Genomic DNA, 22,525 nt, shown 5'->3' with positions numbered 1-22,525 from the left:
CAACCTCGAGTTCGTCCCGCTGGCCAAGCGTGCCTGAGGCGTTCCTGAAGCGCATCGAATACCCTTGACGTGATACGCGAGGGCTTTCGGCCCGCTGTCGCACCCGGCGGCGGCGGGCCCTTTTTGAAAACGGCGCCTAAAATAGCCTGAATTTCCAGACGAAGGGATCGCCCCCACGATACCCTCCGAGCATGGCACCCGACAGACCATGCAATGACCGAGACATCGCGATGAATACTGCAAACCGCAAACCCCTGCCCGGCGCCTCACTCGATTACTTCGATGCGCGCGCCGCCGTCGAAGCCATCGCGCCCGGCGCCTATGACACGCTGCCTTACACCTCGCGCGTGCTCGCCGAAAATCTCGTGCGCCGCTGCGACCCGGCGATCCTCGAGGCATCGCTGATGCAACTCGTTCAAAGGAAGCGGGAGCGCGACTTCCCGTGGTTCCCCGCTCGCGTCGTCTGTCACGACATTCTCGGCCAGACCGCGCTCGTCGATCTCGCCGGCCTGCGCGACGCGATCGCGGACCAGGGCGGCGATCCCGCGAAAGTGAATCCGGTGGTGCCGGTGCAGCTCATCGTCGATCATTCGCTCGCGGTGGAATGCGGCGGCTTCGATCCGGATGCGTTCGCGAAGAACCGCGCGATCGAGGACCGGCGCAACGAAGATCGCTTCGACTTCATCAACTGGACCAAGAAAGCGTTCAAGAATGTCGACGTGATTCCGCCGGGCAACGGCATCATGCATCAGATCAATCTCGAGCGCATGTCGCCCGTGATTCACGCGGTCGATGGCATCGCGTATCCGGACACGCTCGTCGGCACCGACAGCCACACGCCGCACGTCGATGCGCTCGGCGTGATCGCGATCGGCGTGGGCGGCCTCGAAGCGGAGAACGTAATGCTCGGCCGCGCGTCGTGGATGCGCCTGCCGGATATCGTCGGCGTCGAGCTGAGCGGCAAGCGGCAGCCCGGCATCACGGCGACCGATATCGTGCTCGCGCTCACCGAATTCCTGCGCAAGGAAAAAGTGGTCGGCGCGTACCTCGAGTTCTATGGCGAAGGCGCATCGACCCTCACGCTCGGCGACCGCGCGACGATCTCGAACATGGCGCCCGAGTACGGCGCGACCGCCGCGATGTTCTATATCGACGAGCAGACGATCGACTACCTGCGCCTGACCGGCCGCGACGACAAGCAGGTGAGTCTCGTCGAGCACTATGCAAAAACCGCCGGCCTGTGGGCCGATTCGCTCGCGCGGGCCGAATACGAACGCGTGCTGCGCTTCGACCTGTCGACGGTCGTGCGCAACATGGCCGGTCCTTCGAATCCGCACAAGCGTCTGCCGGTTTCCGAACTGGCGACGCGCGGCATCGCGGGCAAGTGGGAGGACACGCCGGGGCAGATGCCCGATGGCGCGGTGATCATCGCGGCGATCACGAGCTGCACCAACACCAGCAACCCGCGCAACGTGATCGCGGCCGCGCTGATCGCGCGCAATGCGAATGCGCAAGGTCTAACGCGCAAGCCTTGGGTGAAGTCGTCGCTCGCGCCGGGCTCGAAAGCGGTCGAACTGTATCTGCAGGAAGCCGGCTTGCTGCCGGAACTGGAGCAGCTCGGCTTCGGCATCGTCGCGTTCGCATGCACGACGTGCAACGGCATGTCCGGTGCGCTCGACCCGGCGATCCAGCAGGAGATCATCGATCGCGATCTGTACGCGACCGCCGTGCTCTCCGGCAATCGCAACTTCGACGGCCGCATTCATCCGTATGCGAAGCAGGCGTTTCTCGCATCGCCGCCGCTCGTCGTCGCATACGCGATCGCGGGCACGATCCGCTTCGACATCGAACGCGATGCGCTCGGCGTGGGCAAGAACGGCCAGCCCGTGTATCTGAAGGACATCTGGCCGAGCGACGAGGAAATCGACGCCATCGTCAGGCAAAGCGTGAAGCCCGAGCAGTTCCGCCGCGTCTACGAGCCGATGTTCGCGCTCACCGCGGCGAGCGGCGAAAGCATCAGCCCGCTCTACGACTGGCGCGCGCAAAGCACGTATATTCGCCGTCCGCCGTATTGGGAAGGCGCGCTCGCGGGCGAACGCACGCTCCAGGGCATGCGTCCGCTCGCGGTGCTCGGCGACAACATCACGACCGACCATCTGTCGCCGTCCAACGCGATTCTCGCGAACAGCGCGGCGGGCGAATACCTCGCGAAAATGGGCTTGCCCGAGGAAGACTTCAATTCCTACGCGACGCATCGCGGCGATCATCTGACCGCGCAGCGCGCGACCTTCGCGAATCCGACGCTCGTCAACGAGATGGCCATCGTCGATGGTCAGGTGAAGAAGGGCTCGCTCGCTCGCATCGAGCCGGAAGGCAAGGTCACGCGCATGTGGGAGGCAATCGAAACCTACATGGCGCGCAAGCAGCCGCTCATCATCGTCGCGGGCGCGGATTACGGGCAAGGCTCGTCGCGCGACTGGGCCGCCAAGGGCGTGCGGCTCGCGGGTGTCGAAGCGATCGTCGCGGAAGGCTTCGAGCGCATTCATCGCACGAACCTGATCGGCATGGGCGTGTTGCCGCTCGAATTCAAGCAGGGCGCGAATCGGCAGACCTTCGGCATCGACGGCACCGAGACGTACGACGTGATCGGCGAGCGCAAGCCGCGCGCGGATCTCACGCTCGTGATCCATCGCAGGAACGGCGAGCGTGTCGACGTGCCCGTGACGTGCCGGCTCGACACGGCCGAGGAAGTCTCGATCTACGAAGCCGGCGGCGTGCTGCAGCGCTTCGCTCAGGACTTTCTGGAATCGTCGAAAGAGGCGGCCTGACCTTCAACCGAGGAATCGAATCACATGGCACACGCACCTCAGATCAAGATCGCCGCGACCTACATGCGCGGCGGCACCAGCAAGGGCGTTTTCTTCCGCCTGAACGATTTGCCCGAAGCGGCGCGCGTGCCCGGCGCCGCGCGCGATGCGCTCCTTCTGCGCGTCATCGGCAGCCCGGACCCGTACGGCAAGCAGATCGACGGCATGGGCGGCGCGACATCGAGCACGAGCAAGACGGTCATCGTCTCGAAGAGCGCGCGCGCCGGTCATGACGTCGATTATCTCTTCGGCCAGGTCGCCATCGACAAGCCGTTCGTCGACTGGAGCGGCAATTGCGGCAACCTGTCCGCGGCGGTCGGACCGTTCGCGATCGCGAGCGGCCTCGTCGATCCGGAGCGCGTGCCGGACAACGGCATCGCGGTCGTGCGCATCTGGCAGGCGAACATCGGCAAGACGATCATCGCGCATGTGCCGATGGCGGCCGGCGCGGTGCAGGAAACCGGCGACTTCGAACTGGACGGCGTGACTTTCCCGGCCGCCGAGGTGCAGCTCGAGTTCCTCGATCCCGCGGCGGAGGAAGAAGGCGCGCAGGGCGCGATGTTCCCGACGGGCAATCTCGTCGACGATCTCGACGTGCCGGGCGTCGGCACCTTCAAGGCGACGATGATCAACGCGGGCATTCCGACGATCTTCGTGAACGCGGAGGCGCTCGGCTACAAGGGCACCGAGCTTCAGGACGCGATCAACGGCGACGAAGCGGCGTTGAAGCGCTTCGAGACCATCCGCGCATACGGTGCGCTGCGCATGGGGCTGATCAAGAGCCTCGATGAAATCGCCACGCGCCAGCACACGCCGAAGATCGCGTTCGTCGCGCGTCCGGCGGACTACGTCGCATCGAGCGGCAAGCGGGTCGGCGCGGGCGATGTCGACGTGCTCGTGCGCGCGATGTCGATGGGCAAGCTGCATCACGCGATGATGGGCACGGCCGCTGTCGCCATCGGCACGGCGGCGGCGATTCCGGGCACGCTCGTCAATCTCGCGGCGGGCGGCGGCGAGCGTGAATCGGTGCGCTTCGGGCATCCGTCGGGCACGCTGCGCGTGGGCGCGCAGGCGCTCGAAGCGAATGGCGAGTGGCTGGTGAAGAAGGCCATCATGAGCCGTAGCGCGCGGGTGCTGATGGAAGGCCGCGTGCGCGTTCCCGATCCGTCGCAGGACTGAGACGGCTTCGTCAGGCGAAAAAATGCCCCGTCAGCGACAGACTCGCTGCGGGGCTTTCTGCCTCAGTACAACGCGCCGCTTACTTGTAGTGACGTTCCCAGTGATGATGCACGCGAACCTTGTGGCAAACCGGATGGTGATCATGCGATGCAGCGAAAACCGGAGCGACCGAAAGGAACGTGGCGCCAGCGACCAGGACGGCGAGAACAGCTTTTTTCATGAGTTCGAAATCGTCGAGAGGATGGAGACGTCATCGTAACAGTGCGAGTTTACGGGTACATTCACGCAACCCGACCCGTGCGATGTTGCTGAAAGCCTTCTCTATCTGACGCCGGCAAGCCGATAGCCCACCGCCGTCTCCGTCAGGATGTGCTCGGGTTGCGCAGGGTCCCGCTCCAGCTTCTGACGAAGATGCCCCATGTACACGCGCAGGTAGTGCGCATTGTCGATCTGCTCCGGTCCCCACACGTCGCGCAGTAGTTGCCGATGCGTGAGCACGCGCCCGGCGTGCCGCATCAGCACCGTGAGCAGCCGGTATTCCGTGGGTGTCAGGCGAACCGGCTGGCCGGCGCGCGTCACTTCGCGCCTGGCGAGGTCCACGGCGATGTCGCCGAACGATACCGCGGGCGTTTCCTCTTGCGCGCGCGCCGTGCGACGCAACTGCGCACGGACCCGCGCCAGCAACTCGGACACGCCGAAGGGCTTCGTGAGATAGTCGTCCGCGCCGGCGTCGAGCGCTTCGACCTTCATGGCTTCGCTCGTGCGCGCGGAGAGAACGATCACCGGCACTTGCGTCCATCCGCGCAACTCGCGGATCACGTCGATGCCGTCGGTATCCGGCAGGCCGAGATCGAGGACGACGAGATGCGGCTGCCTCGTGGCGATCTCGCGCAAACCGGCCCTGCCCGTTTCCGCTTCGACGACCGTCATCTCGTGCGATTGCAGCGTCGAATGCACGAAGCGCCGGATCTGCTGATCGTCTTCGACAATCAGCACCGTGTGACTCGTTTCAATCATGATCGCGCCTCGCCAGCGCGGCTTCTTCATCGGCCGGCATGTCGAGCGGCGGCGTGCCGTCCGCGGGCAACGTGAACCAGAAACGCGCGCCCGCGACCCGGCCCTCCTCCATGCGATTTTCAGCGCCGATCTGGCCGCCATGGGCTTCCACGATCGCGCGGCAAATCGCGAGACCCAGCCCGACGCCGGATTGCGCGGACTCCTTTTCTCCGCGCGTGAACTTTTCGAAAAGACGCGTCTGCATGCCGGGCTGAATGCCCGGCCCGCTATCGTCGATGAACACGCGCACGAACCGCTGCCCCGAAATCTGCTCTTCACGCGCGCAAATCTCGATGCCGGTGCCTTTGGGCGTGTACTTCGCGACGTTCTCGAGAAGATTGGCGAAGAGCCGGTCCATGAGCACGGCGTCGAGTTGCAGCAGCGGCAAATCCGCCGGAATCCGGGTCCGCACGCAACGCCCCGAAAGCGTGCGCTTGAGCGCCGAGAGCGCGGCGCCCACGGTTTCTTCGAGCATCGACCATTGCCGGTTCAGGCGAATCGCGCCCGCTTGCAGGCGCGCCATGTCGAGCAGATTGGTGACCAGCCCGCTCATGCGCAGCGCTTCCTCGTGGATCGCATGGACGAGCTCCTGGGAGCGGGCGACGCCTTGCTCTTCGAGAATCGAAGCGAAGCCGACGATCGATGTCAGCGGCGTGCGCAGATCGTGCGAAATGGCGGACAGGAGCGAGTTGCGCAAACGCTCCGATTCCATGTTGACGAGCGCGTCCTGCGCGATTTCGACGTAATGCACTCGTTCGATCGCCAGCGCGATCTGCGCCGCGAAGGTTTCGATCATCCGATGCTGCTCGGGAATCGCCAGATCGGATAGCCGCTGCGGCGCGAAGGCGAGCACGCCGCGCGTGCGCATCGGCGCCCTGAGCGGCAGATACAGCGCCTGTGCCGCCGGCAGCGTATCGGTGCTGCGTCCCGCGGGCTTTTGCTGGTCGTAGACCCATTGCGCGATATCGAAGTCCAGCTCCGACTTGTCGAGTGTCGTCTCCGGACTCGTTTGCGCCACCTTCTGCTGCACTTTCTCGGCACTGTCCGGCAGCAGAATCGCGGCTCTCGCCTGAAAGACTTCGGCGATGTGCCGCGTGCCGATCTCGATGATCTGCTCGGTCATCAGCGCGGCGGCGAGCTCCTTGGTCATCGCGTACATCGCGCCGGTGCGCCGTTCGCGCTGCGAGGCGATGCGCGCCTCGCGCCGCAGGCTCGACGTCAGATGGCTGATCGTGAGCGACGTCAGCAGCATGACCGCGAAGGTCAGCAAATACTGCGTGTCGCCGACGGAAAACGACATCACCGGGGCGACGAAGAAGTAGTCGAACGCGGCGACCGACAGGAACGAGAGCATCACGCCCGGACCGCGGCCGAGGCGCACCGCGGTGAAAATCACGCCGAGCAGATAGAGCATCACGAGATTGGTCACCGCGAAGCGCTGAGCGGCCAGCGCGCTCGCGACGAGCGTGATCCCGGCGCCGATCGCGAGCGCGAACGCATACGCGCGCGGCGGCGAATGCATGCCGTCCCGGAGCGCGGCGAACGCGAGCGCCGGGCGTGGCTGGCCTTCGCGCGCGAGCGTCGACACGAGCGTCACGTCGATGTCCGCGGCTTGCCGGATGATGCGCTCGCTCACCGGCCGATCTACCAGGCGCCGCCAGCCTTGCGCCGTCGACGCGCCCGCCACGAGCTTCGACACGTTGCGCATGCGCGCATAGTCGATGAGCGTCGCGGCGGCATCGGTGCCGTCGAGCGTGACGGTTTCCGCGCCGAGCTCGGACGCGAGCTTGAGCGCGTCGAGCGTGCGGCGCCGTTCATCGTCGGAAAGGCGTTGCAGCTTCGGCGTCTCGACATAGACCGCGAGCCAGTCCGCTTTCATGGCCGCCGCCAGCCGCGCGGCCGCGCGAACCAGCGCCGCGCTTTCCGCTCCCGGCCCGACACACGCGATCAGCCGCTCGCGCGCCCGCCAGATGCGCTCGATCGACTGATCCGCCCGATACTCGCGCATCTGGGCGTCGACGCGGTCCGCCGTGCGCCGCAACGCGAGTTCGCGCAGCGCGATCAGGTTGCCCTTGCGAAAGAAGTTGCGCACCGCGTGCTCGGCCTGCGTCGGCAAATAGACCTTGCCGTCGCGCAGGCGGTCGAGCAATTCCTCGGGCGGCAGATCGACGAGCGTGACTTCATCGGCGAGATCGAACACGCGGTCCGGCACGGTTTCCCAGACGCGAATGCCCGTGATGCGCCCGACGATGTCGTTCAGGCTCTCCAGATGCTGCACGTTCACGGTGGTGTAGACGTCGATGCCCGCGTCGAGCAACTCCTGCACGTCCTGCCAGCGCTTCATGTGACGCGAGCCCTGCACGTTGGAGTGCGCGAGCTCGTCGACCAGGATCAGTTGCGGCTTGCGCGCGAGCGCCGCATCGAGATCGAACTCCGCGAGCAGACGCCCGCGATATTCGATGCGCGCCGCGGGCAGGGTGTCGAGCCCGTCGAGCAGCGCGAGCGTTTCCTTGCGCCCATGCGTTTCGACCACGCCGACGACCGCGTCCGCGCCTTCGTCGCGCCGCCGGCGCGCGGCCTGCAGCATCGCGAAGGTCTTGCCGACGCCCGCGGACGCGCCGAAGAACACCTTCAGCCGCCCGCGCTGGCGCTTCTCCTCTTCTCGCTGGAGCTTGTCGAGCAGTTCATCGGGATCGGGCCGCGTCATCGTCGTCGCCTGTTCGTTTCAAAACCGCGCGGCGTCAGCCGCGGGCCGCATCCAGCGCCAGGTTGAGCTTCAGCACGTTCACGCGCGGCTCGCCGAGCACGCCGAACTGGCGTCCGGCCGTGGCCTGGGCGACGAGCGCCTCGACCTGCGCGACGCTCATCCCGCGCGCCTTCGCGACGCGCCCCACCTGATACGCCGCCGCCGCCGGGCTGATCTCCGGATCGAGACCGCTGGCGGACGACGTCACCAGATCGACCGGCACCGGCGCCTTGTTGTCCGGATCGGCGGCGTGGAGCGCATCGATGCGCCCCTTGATCTCGTCGGCGAGCGCCGGGTTGGTCGGCCCGAGATTCGAGCCGCTCGAACTGCCCGCGTTGTACGGATTCGGCGTCGTGGCCGAGAGGCGTCCCCAGAAATACCGGGGCGCATCGAACTGCTGGCCGATGATTTCCGAGCCGACCGTCCTGCCGTCGCGCTCGATCAGGCTGCCGTTCGCCTGATGCGGGAAGGCGGCCTGACCGACGGCCGTCACGATTGCCGGATAGACGAGGCCCGTGATCACCGTCAGCGCGACGAACAGCACGATCGCCGGACGCAAAATTGTCTTCATGATATTCAACTCCAGCCGAGTGCGGTAATGACCATGTCGATGAGCTTGATGAACGGGAACGGCAGGAGAATGCCGCCCAGCCCGTAAATCAGCAGATTGCGGCGCAACAGCGATGCCGCGCCCAGCGCGCGATACTTCACGCCCTTCAGCGCGAGCGGGATCAGGAACACGATGATCAGCGCGTTGAAGATCACCGCCGACAGAATCGCGGACGACGGCGACGCCAGATGCATCACGTCGAGCACGCGCAACTGCGGATACGTCGTCGCGAACGCGGCGGGGATGATCGCGAAGTACTTGGCGACGTCGTTGGCGATCGAGAACGTCGTGAGCGAGCCGCGCGTCATCAGCATCTGCTTGCCGATCTCCACGATCTCGATCAGCTTCGTCGGGTTCGAGTCCAGATCCACCATATTGCCCGCTTCCTTCGCGGCCTGCGTGCCGGTGTTCATCGCCACCGCGACATCCGCCTGCGCGAGCGCCGGCGCGTCGTTGGTGCCGTCGCCGGTCATCGCGACGAGCCGTCCCTCGGACTGGTGCGCGCGGATCGTCGAAAGCTTCGCTTCGGGCGTCGCTTCGGCGAGGAAGTCGTCGACGCCCGCTTCCGCCGCGATCGCCGCGGCCGTCAGACGATTGTCGCCCGTCACCATCACCGTCTTGATGCCCATCTTGCGCAACTCCGCGAAACGCTCCTTGATGCCGCCCTTCACGATGTCCTTCAGCTCGATCACGCCGAGCGCCCGCGCCGCGTCGTTCAGGCGCTCCGCGACGACGAGCGGCGTGCTGCCGCGACGCGCGATCTCGTCGACGGCGTTCTGCACTTCCTGCGGGAAGCGTGCGCCGCGTTCCTCGACGTAGCGCTTCACGGCGTCGGCGGAGCCTTTGCGGATCTCGCGATTGACCAGATCCACGCCGCTCATACGCGTCTGCGCGGAAAACGCCAGAAAGGTCGCGTGAAGGGTCGCCATGTCGCGCTCGCGGATATTGAAGCGCTGCTTGGCCAGCACGACGATGCTGCGGCCTTCCGGCGTTTCATCGGCGAGCGACGCGAGTTGCGCCGCGTCCGCGAGATCGCGCTCCGCGATGCCGGGCGCCGCCACGAACGACGACGCCTGGCGATTGCCGAGCGTGATCGTGCCAGTCTTGTCGAGCAGCAGCACGTCGACGTCGCCGGCCGCTTCCACCGCGCGGCCCGACGTCGCGATCACGTTCGCCTGCATCATGCGGCTCATGCCCGCGACGCCGATCGCGGAAAGCAGCCCGCCGATGGTCGTCGGGATCAGGCACACGAGCAGCGCGACGAGCGCGGTGATCGTCACGACATGGCCCTGCTTCGCCGCTTCGACGGAGAACATCGAGAACGGCAGCAGCGTCGCGGTCGCGAAGAGGAGCACGAGCGTCAGCGCGACGAGCAGGATCGTCAGCGCGATCTCGTTCGGCGTCTTCTGACGCTTCGCGCCTTCGACCATCGCGATCATGCGGTCGAGGAACGCCTCGCCCGGATTCACCGAGACCCGCACGACGATCCAGTCCGACAGCACGCGCGTGCCGCCCGTCACCGACGAGAAGTCGCCGCCCGACTCGCGGATCACCGGCGCGGATTCGCCCGTGATCGCGGATTCGTCGACCGAGGCGACGCCTTCGATCACGTCGCCGTCGGCGGGAATCACATCGCCTGCTTCGACGAGCACCACGTCGCCACGGCGTAGATCGGTGGACGTCGTGATGCGGATCGGCGACTTCGGATGCGGCTCGTTGAGCTTCTTCGCCATCACGTTGTGCTTCGCCTGGCGCAGCGACGCCGCCTGCGCCTTCGAGCGCCCTTCCGCGAGCGCTTCCGCGAAGTTCGCGAAGAGCACCGTGAACCAGAGCCACAGCGTGATCGCGAGGATGAAGCCCGCGGGCGCTTCGGCCTGTCCCGCCAGCGCGGCGAGCCAGAGCACCGTCGTCAGAATGCTGCCGACGTAGACGCAGAACATCACCGGATTGCGCAATTGCGTGCGCGGCGCGAGCTTCCTGAACGAATCGACGATCGCCGGCTTTACCAGCGCAGGGTCGAACATCGAGCGTGCGGCCGTGCGCGCCTGCCCCAGATTCTCGGGACGGTGCATCGGAGTTTGATTCTGTTGATTCATGCTGTCCTCGGAAATCAATGGCCCGCGATCATCGTGATCTGCTCGACGATCGGCCCGAGCGCGAGCGCGGGCACGTAGGTGAGCGCGCCCACCAGAAGCAGCGTGCCGAGCAGGAGCACGACGAAAAGCGGTCCATGCGTGGGCAAGGTGCCCGCCGTCACGGCGAGTCGCTTTTTCGCGGCGAGCGAACCGGCGATGGCGAGAATCGGAATGAGCGAGCCGAAGCGGCCGAACCACATCGCGATGCCGAGCATCGAGTTATAGAACGGCGTGTTCACCGAAAGTCCCGCGAACGCGCTGCCGTTGTTGTTGGCGGCGGAGCTGAACGCGTAGAGAATTTCCGAGAAACCGTGCGCGCCCGGATTCGCGATGCCCGCCGTGCCCGCCGCGGTCAACACCGCGACCGACGTGCCCGCGAGCACCAGCAGCGGCGTCAGCAGAATGACGATGGACACCATCTTCATCTCGAACGACTCGATCTTCTTGCCGACGTACTCGGGCGTGCGGCCGATCATCAGTCCCGCGACGAACACCGCCAGCAGCGCGAACGCGAGCATGCCGTAAAGGCCGGACCCGACGCCGCCGAAGATCACTTCGCCGAGCTGGATCAGCAGCATCGGCACGAGGCCGCCGAGCGGCGTCAGCGAGTCGTGCATGCTCGTCACCGCGCCGCACGACGCCGAAGTCGTCGCCACCGTGAAGATGCCCGATTGCGCGATGCCGAAGCGCGTTTCCTTGCCTTCCATGTTGCCGCCGGCCTGCAGCGCGGACGCCTGCGTATCGACCGAGAGCGACGCATACAACGGATTGCCGGCCTGCTCGGAAGCGATCTCGCCCCAGCAGGCAACCGAGAACGCGATGGTCATCGCCGCGAGCACGGCGTAGCCTTGCCGCCTGTCGCCGACCGTGCGCCCGAACACGACGCACAGCGCCGCCGGGATGAGCAGCATCGCGAGCATCTGCATGAAGTTCGAGAGCGGCGTCGGATTCTCGTACGGGTGCGCGGAGTTGGCGTTGAAGAAGCCGCCGCCGTTGGTGCCGAGCATCTTGATCGCTTCCTGCGAGGCGACCGGGCCCATCGGCAGCGTCTCTTTGTCCGCCTTCGCGTCCTGCATCACGGGATTGCCCTTCTCGTCCTTCACGGCGTTGCCTTGCGCATCGGTCTTCGGCGTCTGATAGGTCGTGACCTGCAGCGTCGATACATCCCGATACGCGCTGAAGTTCTGGATCGCGCCCTGGCTCACGAAGACGAGCGCGAACACGACCGCGAGCGGCGCGAGAATGTAGAGCGTGGTGCGCGTGAGGTCGACCCAGAAGTTGCCGATGGTCTGCGCGGAATGCCGCTTGAAGCCGCGAATCAGCGCGATGGCCACCGCGATGCCGGTGGCCGCCGAAACGAAGTTCTGCACCGTCAGTCCGAGCATCTGCGCGAGATAGCCGAGCGTGCTCTCGCCGCCGTAGTCCTGCCAGTTCGTGTTGGTCACGAAACTGATGGCGGTGTTGAACGCGGCATCGGGCGTCATGCCGGCCATGCCTTGCGGATTGGCCGGCAGCATGCCTTGCAGACGCAGGATCGCGTACAGCGCCAGTGCGCCGAGGACGTTGAAGAGCATCACGGCGAGCGCGTAGTGCTTCCAGGACATCTCGGATTCGGGATCGACGCCGGCGATGCGATACAGCAGCGTTTCGACCGGACGCCCGATCTTGCGCACGACGACCGACGATCCGTCGAGCACAGTCGCGATATAGCGGCCGAGCGGAATGGCCAGCGCGATCAGCACGACGACGAACAGCGCCGTCTGCATGAACGTGTTCGCGTTCATTCGAGATCCTCCGCACGCAACAGCGCGTACACGAGGTACACGAACAGCAGCAGCGTGGAGGCCGCCGCGAGCCACATCATCCAGGCGCTCATGGACGGCCCCCCGTCGCGCGGCGGCTCAGTCGCTGGCAGCCGCGCGTGAGGGCCACGCACAGTCCCCAGAACAGGACGATGCCGGCGAGATAGATAAAGTCCATTTTGGTGTTCTCCCCATATGCGGTTCAGGACAGCGTGGAGAGTACGAAAACGGACGTAAAGGACTTAAAAAGAGATTCGGGGAAGGTATAAAAATCGTGTAAAAACGCGAGCGGGCGAACCGCCTCATCGACGGTTCGCCCGCTGCGCTCGCGCGATGGCGCCCGGCGTTACCGGTTTATTCAGCCTGCTCGCGATTGCCCGCGAAGTCGCGCACGCGCGATGTCATGGGCGCGGGCGCGCTGGCACGCGAACGATGCTCGCGCCGCGCGCCGACGAGCCGGCGGCCTTGCGGGCCATGAACGGCGTCGGGTTCGGGAAAGCGCCACAGCATCGTCAGATACAGCACCGCGCCCACGGCGAACGACACCGGCACGCTGAGATCGCAGCCGCCCGCGAGCGAGCCCAGCGGCCCGACGAATTGCCCCGGCAGATTCACGAACGCAAGGCCGATGAACGCCGCCGGCAGCCACGCGCCCATCGCCCGCCAGTTCCAGCCGTGCGTGAACCAGTAGTGGCCGCCGCGACCGCCGCGATTGAACACCTGCAGATCGTCGGCGAGATAGAAGCCGCCGCGCTGCACGAAGCCGATCACCATGATCGCCATCCACGGGCAACTGAAGGTGCAGATGAGCGTCGAGAATGTCGCGACGCTTTCGACGAGGTTGAATGCGAAGCGGCCGACGAAAATGAAGCCGATCGCCAGCGTGCCGATCAGCATCGTCGCGCGCACGCGGTTGAGGAATCTCGGGAACATGCTCGACATGTCGAGGCCCGTGCCATAGAGCGCCGTCGTGCCCGTCGACATGCCGCCGACGATCGCGATGAGGCACATCGGCAAGAGAAACCAGCGCGGCGACACCGCGAGCAGGCCGCCCACGTAATCGTTCGAGCTGATGTAGTTCGGCGCCTGTGTCGCGATGATGGTCGCGGTCGCGAGACCGAAGAAGAACGGCACGAACGTCGCGATCTGCGCGGCGAACACGGCGCCCATCACGCGACGACGCGGCGTCGATTGCGGAATGTAGCGCGCCCAGTCGCCGAGCGTCGAGGCAAACGAAACGGGATTGCTCAACGCCACCAGCGCCGCGCCGATGAACGCGGCCCAGAAGCCCGCGCTGCCCTGATGCAGCGTGCCCGCGTAGCGCACGTCGAAGGCCTTCGCGAAGGCGAACGCGCCGAGCACGAACATCAGGCTCGCCGCCCAGACGGCGATCTTGTTCACCCACAGCATGAAGCGAAAGCCGTAGATGCACACGATCAGCACGAGCACGGCGAACACCATGTACGCGGTGCCGAGCGTCCACGGGTTGACCGGCAGGCCGACCATGTCGTGCGCGCCGCCGACGAGCGCATCGCCCGAACTCCATACCGCCAGCGAGAAGAACGCGACCGACGTGAGCACCGCGAGAAACGAGCCGACGATACGGCCATGAATGCCGAAGTGCGCGCCCGAAGAAACGGGATCGCTCGTGCCGTTGCGCGGCCCGAACAGGCTCATCGGCGCGAGAATGCAGGTGCCCGCGAGCACGCCGAGCACGATGGCCCACAGGCTCGCCTCGAACGACAGCCCCACCAGAATGGGAAAGCTGCCGAGCACCGAGGTCGAAAACGTGTTGCAGCCGCCGAACAGCAGGCGGAACAGATCGATGGGTCGCGCGTATCGCGAAGCATCGGGAATGCGCTCGAAACCAAATGTTTCGATCTGCGTAATGCCCGTGTCTTCTGCCATGCTTGTCTCGCTCCTTTAGGCGCCGCCAGGCATCTGCCGGCCGACGCGCTTTCGTTATGTTCAAAACGTTCGCATCGGGCGTAGCCGATGCGCTGCGGCGTTTCACACTGCATCTGCGCGTTCTGTGCGCGCCTCTCGTTCATTCACCTGCGTGCCATAAACACCGGAAAGGTCTTCGCAGAAGGCCCGGATGATCGGTTTGTCGGCCATGTCGCGCTTCATCGCGAGGTGCAGCGGCACGTCGAAGCCGAAGGCGCTGCGCCCGAGCACGCGGATCAGGCCGCGCTGCTCGAAGGCTTGCGCGTGATGCGCGGGCAAATAGCCGATATGGCTGCCCGAAAGAATCAGCACCGTGGCCGCGTCGATGCTGTCCGCGATGGCCGTCACGCGGCGCTCGCCGATGCTCGCGAGTTCCTCGGGCACGGGATAGCTGCGCCAGATCCAGTCGTGCGCGCGCAAATCGTCGAGCGTCACGTGCGGGTCCGCGTGAAAGAGCGGATGTCCGCGCCCGCAACACATCACCTGACGCTCGCTGAACAGCTTGCTGTACGACAGTCCCGCAACGCGATGCCAGAAGTAGCCGATCGCGAGATCGAGCTGCCGATTGACGAGGCTTTCTTCCAGCTCCTGCGGCGGCGCCACGTGCATCGCGAAGCGCACGGCCTGATCGCGCTTGCGAAATGCGCCGATGGCTTCCGCGAGCCGCGCGTTCTCGACATGCGACGCCTGCCCGATCAGGCCGATCGACAGCGTGCCCACGAGCTTGCGGTCGATATCGCGCACCTGCGCGACGAATTGCGAAGTCGCGGCGGTCAGCGCGCGCGCCGATGCCACGAAACGCTCGCCTTTCGACGTGAGCCTGAAACCGCCGCGCCCGCGCTCGCACAGCCGGAAGCCCATGCGCGCCTCCAGCGCGGAAAGCTGCGAGCTGATGGTCGACTGGCGCACGCCGAGCGTGGCTTCGGCGGCGGTGATGCCGCGCGCGTCGACCACCGCGAGAAAGACGCGCACGAGGCGCAGGTCGAGATCTGATGTATTGGAGAACATGCGGTTGCTCGCGTCAGGTCGCCGCGTTCACATCGGGAAGCCCATCGCCTTGATGCCCTTGATCCACGCGCGTTTCCAGCCGCCCTCGGCATCGGCGCCGTCGAACGCGTGGAACGTCACCTTCGCGGCGAGCCATCGCACCGGCTCGGGCGGAATGTACGTCGGGCTTTGATTGGCGATGTCGAGCGCGCGCTCCGGGCTTTCGCGATCGAACAGGATGTTCAGGCCCATGAATGCCCCGAAGCGGCTCGCGGCCACGCCGAAGCCCGTGTAGCCCGCGACGAACACGGCCTTGTCGCCGAGATAGCGCTTCGCGAACACCGAGCCGCGCGAGCAGTAGTCGATCGGGCCGCCCCACGCGTGCGAGAAGCGCACGTCGCGCAATTGCGGAAAGGTCGTGTAGAACGCCTCGGCGAGACGGTAGTACGTGTCGCGCTTCTGGTCGTGCGGCGGATTGGGATCGCCGTCGAAGTGATAGCTCACGAGTCCGCCGAAGATGATGTTGTTGTTCTTCGTGAGGCGGAAATAGTTGAGCTGCGTGCGCGTGTCGTAGATGCCCTGACGCTGCTTCCAGCCGATGCGCGCCAGTTGCTCTTCGGTGAGCGGCTCGGTTGCGAGCACGTGGTCGCGCACCTGCAACACCCGGCGATTGATGTCCGGAATGCCGACTTTCGCGGTGCCGCTGCCGAACAGCACGCGCGCCGCGCGCACGCTGCCCGCGGGCGTTTTCACGAGGACGCTCGGGCCTTCGTCGGTCACGCTGGTGAGCGGGCTGTGTTCATAGAGCCGCACGCCGAGCGCGAGCGCCGCGCGTTTCAGACCCCACGCGAGCTTGGCCGGATGCACGATGCCGCTGCGGTTGCGCGACCAGAGCGCGCCCGCGAACAGCGGCGAATCGAGCTGTTCGCGCGTGGCCGCCGCGTCGAGCAGCACGACGTCGTGGCCGTATGACTTGTGCAGGTCGTGATCGGCGCGCAGATGATCGACGTGATCGGGGTCCACGGCCACCGTCATCTCGCCGTTCCATTCGATATCGGCATCGATGCCGTAGCGTTCGAGCGTCGCCTCGAAGCCATCGAGATTGCGCTGGCCGAATGCTTCGAGCTCCGCGATGTCGTTCGGGAACACGCGCACGGCGTTGGGCAGACCGTGCATCACCGATGTCGAGATGATGCCGCCCGCGCGCCCCGATGCGCCATGCGCGACCCGTCCCGCTTCGATCAACACGACGTCGAGATCGGGCATCTGTTCCTTCGCCTGCACGGCGGCCCACAAGCCGGTGAAGCCGCCGCCGACGATCAGCAGATCGGCCTGCGTCTCGCTCGCGAGCGCCGGCTCGGCGGGCGGTTCGGCGGGATTGTCGAGCCAGTAGGGCATGAGCCGCGTGCGGGCGAGCGCTTCCTCGACGGTCAGTCCGGCAGGCGTGCGGCGCACGCCGCTCGACACGCCGTGCCCGGCGATGTCGGCTTCCAAAAGTTGCGCGCTTTCGTTCATGACGTGTCTCCTCCTCGGGCGCGGCGCGCGACGGTTATTGCCGCGGTTCGAGCACGACGTAGAACTTCTTCGCGTCCTCGATCGTTTCCCAGCGGCCCGCGAAGCCCGCCGGCAGAAGGTAGCCCTCGCCCGCCGCGAATTCGCGGCGGCCGCCGTTCACGTCGGTGAGCGCGACTCTGCCTTCGACGAGCCAGACCGCTTCGTCGGCGGTGGTCGCGGGGAAATCGACGGCGCCGACCTTGCCCTCCCACCAGCCGATCACGAAATTGCCGCTCTGGCCCTCGGCCGCGCGCCAGTCGCTTTCGTCCATGCCGTAGTCGAGCCTGGTGAATTGCCCGATGGCTGCGCCCAGCGGCGCGATGTCCTGAATCAGCTTGCTCACGTGTCGTTTCCTTCGATGCGTCGGTTTCAATGAATCGGTGCGCCAAAGTTACCGACTCGCGACGCCCCGGTATGCCCCCCCGCAGGGGGGACAAGCCGCGTTTTAGCGATGCGCGGGTAAATACCTAGATTGTCTGAAAACCCCATCTGGCAAGCGATGCGGCGCTTGCTCTACAATCGGGAAGCCTTTTCTTTGGGGCGCGCCATGCTGCTCAACGTACCCCCGCTCAATCAGGATTCCGCCGCGTTTCCGCTCTCCTTCAAGACGCTCGGCAAAGTCATCGAAGCGGTCGGCACACCTGATTTCGTGCCGCGTCTCACGCTGCTTCTCAACGAAGTCGTGCCGCTCAATGTCGTGCATATCGAGCGTTCGCGCGTCGATCGCAGCAAGCCCACGGGCTTTCGCTGCGAATGGATCGGCAGCGGCGGCGTGGGCATGGACACGGGCGTGATCTCCGAGGTCATGACGCTCTACTACGACCGCTTCTACGACAGCGATCCGCTCTTCGCGGGCATTCGCGGCAAGGTCGGCACGATGCTCGTGGTGCGCGACATCGGCGCGATACCGCCCGGCGAATTTCGCCAGCGCCTCTTCGACGAAGCATCGATCGCGCACGAATGCGTGCTCGCGCGCGGCACGCTTCACGCGCAGGATTCCATCGCGCTGGAACGCGCGCTCGACGCGCCGCCGTTCACGCTCGCCGAGATGAACCGCTTTCGCAGCGTGAGCGAATTTCTGTTTCCGCTGCTGGAGTTGCACGCATCGACGAGCGCGGCGAGACGCGTGGCGCATCCCACGTCGTTCCTGCATCCGCTCGCGCAATTCGACGCGCGCATCGCGGCCGATCACGTGCGCCTGTCCAAACGCGAATACGAGATTTGCACGCATCTGATCACGGGGCGCACGGTGCCCGAGGCCGCGGAGATCATCGGCGTGCGCGTGGGCACGGCGGAGTCGTATGTGAAGCGCGCGTTCGCGAAGCTCGACGTGCGCACCAAGCGCGACCTGATCGCGTGGGGGCAGGCTTGCCCTCGCTTGAGCGCCCTCTGAAGCCCCGTTCACATCGAACCGGTTCGATGTGAACATCTCCACTTCGTGACTTGCGCGACGAGCGCGTCGCCTAACATCGGCCCGTCCATACAACGATGACGGGAGACACGCTGATGCAGCGCGAACTCAACCAGCCGCTCGGCGGCAACGACATGCCGCGCTTCGGCGGCATCGCGACCATGATGCGCCTGCCTCAGGCGACCAGCACCGACGGCCTCGACGCGTGTTTCGTCGGCGTGCCGCTCGATATCGGCACCTCCAACCGCTCGGGCGCGCGCTTCGGGCCGCGCCAGATCCGCGCTGAATCGGTGCTGCTGCGCCCCTACAACATGGCGACGCGCGCCGCGCCGTTCGATTCGCTGCAAGTGGCCGATATCGGCGACGTCGCGACCAATCCGTACGACCTCAAGGATTCGATCCGCCTGATCGAATCGGCTTACGACGCGATCGTCGCGAACGGCTGCCGCCCGATCACGCTCGGTGGCGACCACACGATCGCTTGGCCGATCCTGCGCGCGTTGCACCGGAAATACGGCAAGGTCGCGGTAGTGCATGTCGATGCGCACGCCGACGTCAACGACACGATGTTCGGCGAGAAGATCGCGCACGGCACGCCGTTCCGCCGCGCGGTGGAAGACGGCCTGCTTCAATGCGACAAGGTCACGCAGATCGGCTTGCGCGGCACCGGCTACCACGCCGACGATTTCGACTGGTGCCGCAAGCAGGGCTTCACCGTCGTGCAGGCCGAAGCGTGCTGGAACCGCTCGCTCGCGCCGCTCATGGACGAGGTGCGCGCGCGGGTCGGCGACACACCCGTGTATCTCAGCTTCGATATCGACGGGCTCGATCCGTCGTTCGCGCCCGGCACCGGCACGCCGGAAATCGGCGGCCTGTCCGTGCAGCAAGGCCTCGAAATCGTGCGCGGCATGAAAGGGCTCAACATCGTCGGCGCGGATCTCGTCGAGGTCTCGCCGCCCTACGATCAGGCCGGCACCACGGCGCTGGTGGGCGCGAATCTCGCGTTCGAGATGCTCTGCGTGATGCCCGGCGTCCGGTATCGTCAAGCTGCCGAGGGACAATCATGAACATGCGTGACGACCGCTCGCTCCTGCTGCCCGCCGCGACGATCGCGGGCACGCGCTACGGCGCATCGGTGCTGGAATCCGGCAATGCAATCCATGATGCATCGACGGGCGAGGTGATCGGCTGGCAGGAACACGCCGATGCCGCGCAAGTCGATGCCGCCGTGCTCGCCGCACACGCCGCCCTCGACGCATGGCGGAGCCGGACGCCCGCTGCGCGGGGTGAGGTGTTGCGCAAGATCGCCGGACTGCTCTCGGCGGACCGCGCGCGTCTCTCCTCGATGCAGCAGCGGGTCAGCGGCAAGCCTCCGCTCGAAGCCGACACCGACGTGAACGATGCCATCGCCACGTTCGATTACTACGCGGATCTGTGCGCGCAGGCTCCGCTCTTCGCCGCCGACACGCTGACATTGCCCGACCGCACCGTGACGGGCGAACGCCGTTACGAAGCCGTCGGCGTGGCCGCGCTGATCGTGCCGTGGAACTTCCCGATGGTCACGACCGCATGGAAGATCGCGCCCGCGCTAGCGGCGGGTTGCACGGCGGTGTTGAAACCGTCCGAATTCACTTCGCCGGTCGAGCATCTGCTCGCGGAGATCATGACGGCGGCGGGCGTCCCCGACGGCGTCGTGAATCTCGTCAACGGCGGCGGCGACGTGGGCGCGCTGCTCGCGGCGCATCCGCTCGTCGACAAGATCTCGTTCACGGGCAGCACGGCCGTGGGCCGCAAGGTGATGCAGGCCGCGGCGCAAGACATGAAGCGCGTGACGCTCGAACTCGGCGGAAAATCCGCGCTGATCGTGCGCGCCGATGCGGACATCGGACAAGCGGTCGCCCTCGCGACGGGCGGCGCGTTCACGAACGCCGGGCAGATGTGTTCGGCCACCTCGCGCATCCTCGTGCACGACGATGTCTATCGCAAATTCGTCGCCGCGCTCGAAACGGCGGTGCGCGCGCTCGTGGTCGCGCCGCCGCACGTCGAAAACGTCTCGATGGGCCCGCTCGTTTCCCGCGCGCAGCGTGCGCGTGTGCAGGCGCTGCTGGATCAGGGCGTGGCCGACGGCGCGACCGTCGCGTTCAGCGGCGCGCTCGACAGTGCCTGCGCGGAGGGCTTTTTCATGGCGCCTGTCGTCGTCGCGGAGCCGGATGCGGGCAACGTGTTATGGACCGAAGAAGTGTTCGGGCCGGTCGCGTGCGTGAAATCGTTCCGAACCGACGATGAAGCCATCGCGCTCGCCAACGACACGCGTTACGGACTCGTGGCGACCGTCGTGACACGCGATGAAGCCGCCGCACGCCGCTATCGTCAGGCGCTGCGCGCGGGGCTCGTGTGGATCAACACACCGCAACTGATCTTTCCGCAGGTGTGCTGGGGCGGACTCGGCCTGAGCGGCATCGGCCGTGAACTCGGTGTGGCGGGATTGCGCAGCTATCAGGAATTGCGCCACGCCATCATGTCGTGCGGATGATCACCGCGGACGATCCCGGCTGGCGTCAGGCCGGGCGTCAGGCGAATGCCGGCGAGCGCGCCTTCCGCGCGACGCCGCCCGGCCACGCGGTCGCAGCGATGATCGCCGCGACCGCGACGCGCTGAATTCCTCCCCCGTCCCGCATGTCTCGCGCTAGCTGCGCGAACGGGGCGGCCGGTCGCTCGCGCCGCGCGGTTCGCGATGATTCGGTCGGGCGGGCCCGCCGTGATCTTCGCAAATGGTCGAAATCGCGTGCTTGAAGAGAACCTGGGATCCGGCAGTCGAATTGAGATAGACCATGTACGTGTCGAACGACTGGATATGGCCCGTCAGCTTGATCCCATTAACGAGATAGATGGAAACGCGCTTGCGTTCTTTTCTGAGCGCGTTGAGAAAATCGCCTTGAATACTGGCCGGAGTGTTGGACATTTAAGACTCGTGTTGAATGGAGCGCAGGCGCCCGGCTGACTGTCGTCAGTCAGGGAATCCTGCTTGTCGCTCCGCGTGTTTTCTTTGGACGAGTCATTATCCCGTTTCCGCGCGCTAGTTGCGAAGAAAAGAATTGCGCGAAACGTTCGGGCGGAAACCGCGCGGGATAATCTTCGTACGAAACGCCGTGGCCAGCCGCGAAATCGCGGCATTCATTCTGGCGCCTGGCCGCAGTCCGTGCGTCGCCGGGCGGTGCCGTTCTTGCGCTCTGCCCGCGCGCGCATCGCGTCGGCGACCGCATCGCGCACGCAGGCCGACATCCACTCCGACGCGCGCATGCGCGCCGCACGCGCCGGTCTCGCGATCACCAGCGGCTGAATCACCGTCGACTCCTGAATCGGACACTCGACCACGAGCGGCGATTGCGTCGCCGCCGGGCTTTGCGTAATCAGCAGCGACACGCCCAGACCGCTCGCCACCATCCCGCGGACCAGTTCGATCGACGCCGCCCGGTAGCGGACGTTCGGCGACAAGCCGCACTGCCAGAACGGCGTCATCAGGAAGTCGCGGCTTTGCGGCAGGTCGATCAGGATGAACGGCTCCGCCGCGAGATCGCGCAGCGACACGGCCCGCCTGCGCTTCGCGAGATGAGAGCCGGCGGGCACGAGCCCGTACGGACGCAGTTCCGCGAGGCATTCGCGCTCGATGTCGTCGGGCAAGCCCACGTCGTACATCAGCGCGAAATCGATCTGCCGCTTCTGCAGCCACGTCTCCAGTTGCGGCAAATCTCCTTCGACGAAGCGCACCGACAGCCGCGGATGGCGCGCCTGCGCGAGCGCCAGCGCGCCCGGCAGATAAACCGGCGCGATGGTGCGAAACACGCCGATCCGCACCTCGCCGCCCTCTTCCTCGCCGACGTCGTCGGTCGCGAACGCGGATGCCGACGCCAGCAGCCGCCGCGCCTCGGCAAGCTTGCGCTCGCCGAACTGCGTGAGCGTCATGCGCGTGCCGGCGCCGCGCGAAAACAGCGGATCGTCGAACAGCGCTTCGAGCTCGCGGATCGCCACCGAGATGGACGGCTGCGACACGTTGAGCTGGCTGGCCGCCGCGGTCGTGCTGCCCAGCTCCGCGGCCGCAACGAAATAGCGCAGCAGCCTGAGCGACAAAGCCATACGAAAATCCTATAGCCGTTAATTTATTCCGATATTTTATCTAATTGCCCGGCACGACCAGAATCATCACACCGGCCGATCTGGCCGGAACTTCAGG

18 protein-coding genes and 1 pseudogene are annotated in these 22,525 nt (G+C 66.0%); 6 read left to right on the top strand and 13 right to left on the bottom strand.

Going from position 1 to position 22,525, the window contains the following annotated elements; all coding sequences use genetic code 11:
- The first annotated feature begins 230 nt into the window (after positions 1–230).
- Positions 231–2,828 carry a Fe/S-dependent 2-methylisocitrate dehydratase AcnD gene (acnD, locus tag U4Y90_RS33180; RefSeq protein WP_321801075.1) on the top strand — a complete coding sequence of 866 codons (2,598 nt, stop codon included), beginning with the start codon at positions 231–233 and terminating at the stop codon, positions 2,826–2,828.
- A gap of 24 nt (positions 2,829–2,852) precedes the next feature.
- Entirely contained in the window at positions 2,853–4,046 is a 1,194-nt protein-coding gene (prpF, locus tag U4Y90_RS33175) for a 2-methylaconitate cis-trans isomerase PrpF (RefSeq protein WP_321801074.1), read from the top strand.
- A 321-nt stretch (positions 4,047–4,367) separates the two neighbouring features.
- Here the strand turns inward: prpF and kdpE are convergent, their stop codons facing one another.
- The 11 genes from kdpE to U4Y90_RS33120 all read right to left on the bottom strand — a co-directional run bounded on the left by kdpE (position 4,368) and on the right by U4Y90_RS33120 (position 17,226).
- The gene (gene kdpE / locus U4Y90_RS33170) at positions 4,368–5,063 is read right to left on the bottom strand and encodes a two-component system response regulator KdpE (RefSeq protein WP_321801073.1); all 696 of its coding nucleotides are present in this window, start codon (positions 5,061–5,063) and stop codon (positions 4,368–4,370) included.
- A complete protein-coding gene (locus U4Y90_RS33165; RefSeq protein WP_321801072.1) occupies positions 5,056–7,809 on the bottom strand; it encodes a sensor histidine kinase KdpD in 2,754 nt (917 codons plus the stop codon). The genes kdpE and U4Y90_RS33165 overlap by 8 nt, the downstream gene beginning before the upstream one ends.
- Positions 7,810–7,843: 34 nt before the next feature.
- Complete coding sequence (gene kdpC, locus U4Y90_RS33160; protein WP_321801071.1) at positions 7,844–8,419, bottom strand: potassium-transporting ATPase subunit KdpC; 576 nt, start codon at positions 8,417–8,419, stop codon at positions 7,844–7,846.
- A gap of 5 nt (positions 8,420–8,424) precedes the next feature.
- The gene (kdpB, locus tag U4Y90_RS33155; protein WP_321801069.1) at positions 8,425–10,554 is read right to left on the bottom strand and encodes a potassium-transporting ATPase subunit KdpB; all 2,130 of its coding nucleotides are present in this window, start codon (positions 10,552–10,554) and stop codon (positions 8,425–8,427) included.
- A 14-nt stretch (positions 10,555–10,568) separates the two neighbouring features.
- A complete protein-coding gene (gene kdpA / locus U4Y90_RS33150) occupies positions 10,569–12,377 on the bottom strand; it encodes a potassium-transporting ATPase subunit KdpA (protein ID WP_321801068.1) in 1,809 nt (602 codons plus the stop codon).
- Positions 12,374–12,469, bottom strand: a complete 96-nt coding sequence (gene kdpF, locus U4Y90_RS33145; RefSeq protein WP_061138515.1) for a K(+)-transporting ATPase subunit F — start codon at positions 12,467–12,469, stop codon at positions 12,374–12,376. Before kdpF ends, kdpA begins: the two co-directional genes overlap by 4 nt.
- The gene (locus tag U4Y90_RS33140) at positions 12,466–12,573 is read right to left on the bottom strand and encodes a potassium ABC transporter ATPase (protein ID WP_321801065.1); all 108 of its coding nucleotides are present in this window, start codon (positions 12,571–12,573) and stop codon (positions 12,466–12,468) included. Before U4Y90_RS33140 ends, kdpF begins: the two co-directional genes overlap by 4 nt.
- A 176-nt stretch (positions 12,574–12,749) precedes the next feature.
- Positions 12,750–14,303, bottom strand: a complete 1,554-nt coding sequence (locus tag U4Y90_RS33135; protein WP_321801063.1) for a purine-cytosine permease family protein — start codon at positions 14,301–14,303, stop codon at positions 12,750–12,752.
- A 102-nt stretch (positions 14,304–14,405) separates the two neighbouring features.
- Positions 14,406–15,350, bottom strand: coding sequence for a LysR family transcriptional regulator (locus U4Y90_RS33130; protein WP_321801061.1), 945 nt, complete (start codon positions 15,348–15,350; stop codon positions 14,406–14,408).
- A 27-nt stretch (positions 15,351–15,377) separates the two neighbouring features.
- Positions 15,378–16,727 (bottom strand): FAD-dependent oxidoreductase, encoded by a 1,350-nt coding sequence (locus U4Y90_RS33125; protein ID WP_321801079.1) that lies wholly within the window; start codon positions 16,725–16,727, stop codon positions 15,378–15,380.
- A gap of 151 nt (positions 16,728–16,878) precedes the next feature.
- Positions 16,879–17,226: a cupin domain-containing protein gene (locus U4Y90_RS33120; protein ID WP_321801060.1), complete on the bottom strand. Its 348-nt coding sequence runs from the start codon at positions 17,224–17,226 to the stop codon at positions 16,879–16,881.
- A gap of 204 nt (positions 17,227–17,430) precedes the next feature.
- On the opposite strand from U4Y90_RS33120, the gene U4Y90_RS33115 reads away from it, so the two are divergent.
- The 4 genes from U4Y90_RS33115 to U4Y90_RS33100 all read left to right on the top strand — a co-directional run bounded on the left by U4Y90_RS33115 (position 17,431) and on the right by U4Y90_RS33100 (position 20,952).
- On the top strand, positions 17,431–18,276 hold the full coding sequence (locus U4Y90_RS33115) for a helix-turn-helix transcriptional regulator (RefSeq protein WP_321801059.1): 846 nt from the start codon (positions 17,431–17,433) through the stop codon (positions 18,274–18,276).
- Positions 18,277–18,389: 113 nt separating this feature from the next.
- Positions 18,390–19,361 carry an agmatinase gene (gene speB, locus U4Y90_RS33110; protein ID WP_321801057.1) on the top strand — a complete coding sequence of 324 codons (972 nt, stop codon included), beginning with the start codon at positions 18,390–18,392 and terminating at the stop codon, positions 19,359–19,361.
- Positions 19,358–20,827: an aldehyde dehydrogenase family protein gene (locus U4Y90_RS33105; protein ID WP_321801055.1), complete on the top strand. Its 1,470-nt coding sequence runs from the start codon at positions 19,358–19,360 to the stop codon at positions 20,825–20,827. The genes speB and U4Y90_RS33105 overlap by 4 nt, the downstream gene beginning before the upstream one ends.
- Complete coding sequence (locus U4Y90_RS33100; RefSeq protein WP_321801053.1) at positions 20,818–20,952, top strand: hypothetical protein; 135 nt, start codon at positions 20,818–20,820, stop codon at positions 20,950–20,952. The genes U4Y90_RS33105 and U4Y90_RS33100 overlap by 10 nt, the downstream gene beginning before the upstream one ends.
- A 46-nt stretch (positions 20,953–20,998) precedes the next feature.
- Here the strand turns inward: U4Y90_RS33100 and hfq are convergent.
- Both hfq and U4Y90_RS33090 read right to left on the bottom strand, forming a co-directional pair.
- Positions 20,999–21,256 (bottom strand): annotated as a pseudogene (hfq, locus tag U4Y90_RS33095) (RNA chaperone Hfq); the annotation flags it as partial.
- A gap of 212 nt (positions 21,257–21,468) precedes the next feature.
- On the bottom strand, positions 21,469–22,428 hold the full coding sequence (locus tag U4Y90_RS33090) for a LysR family transcriptional regulator (protein WP_321801051.1): 960 nt from the start codon (positions 22,426–22,428) through the stop codon (positions 21,469–21,471).
- Positions 22,429–22,525: the final 97 nt, after the last annotated feature.

The sequence above is a fragment of the Caballeronia sp. J97 genome, from assembly GCF_905220305.1.
Classification (GTDB): domain Bacteria; phylum Pseudomonadota; class Gammaproteobacteria; order Burkholderiales; family Burkholderiaceae; genus Caballeronia.
Note: the sequence above shows the minus strand (reverse complement) of the source record. Positions and strands in the feature narration are given on the sequence as shown.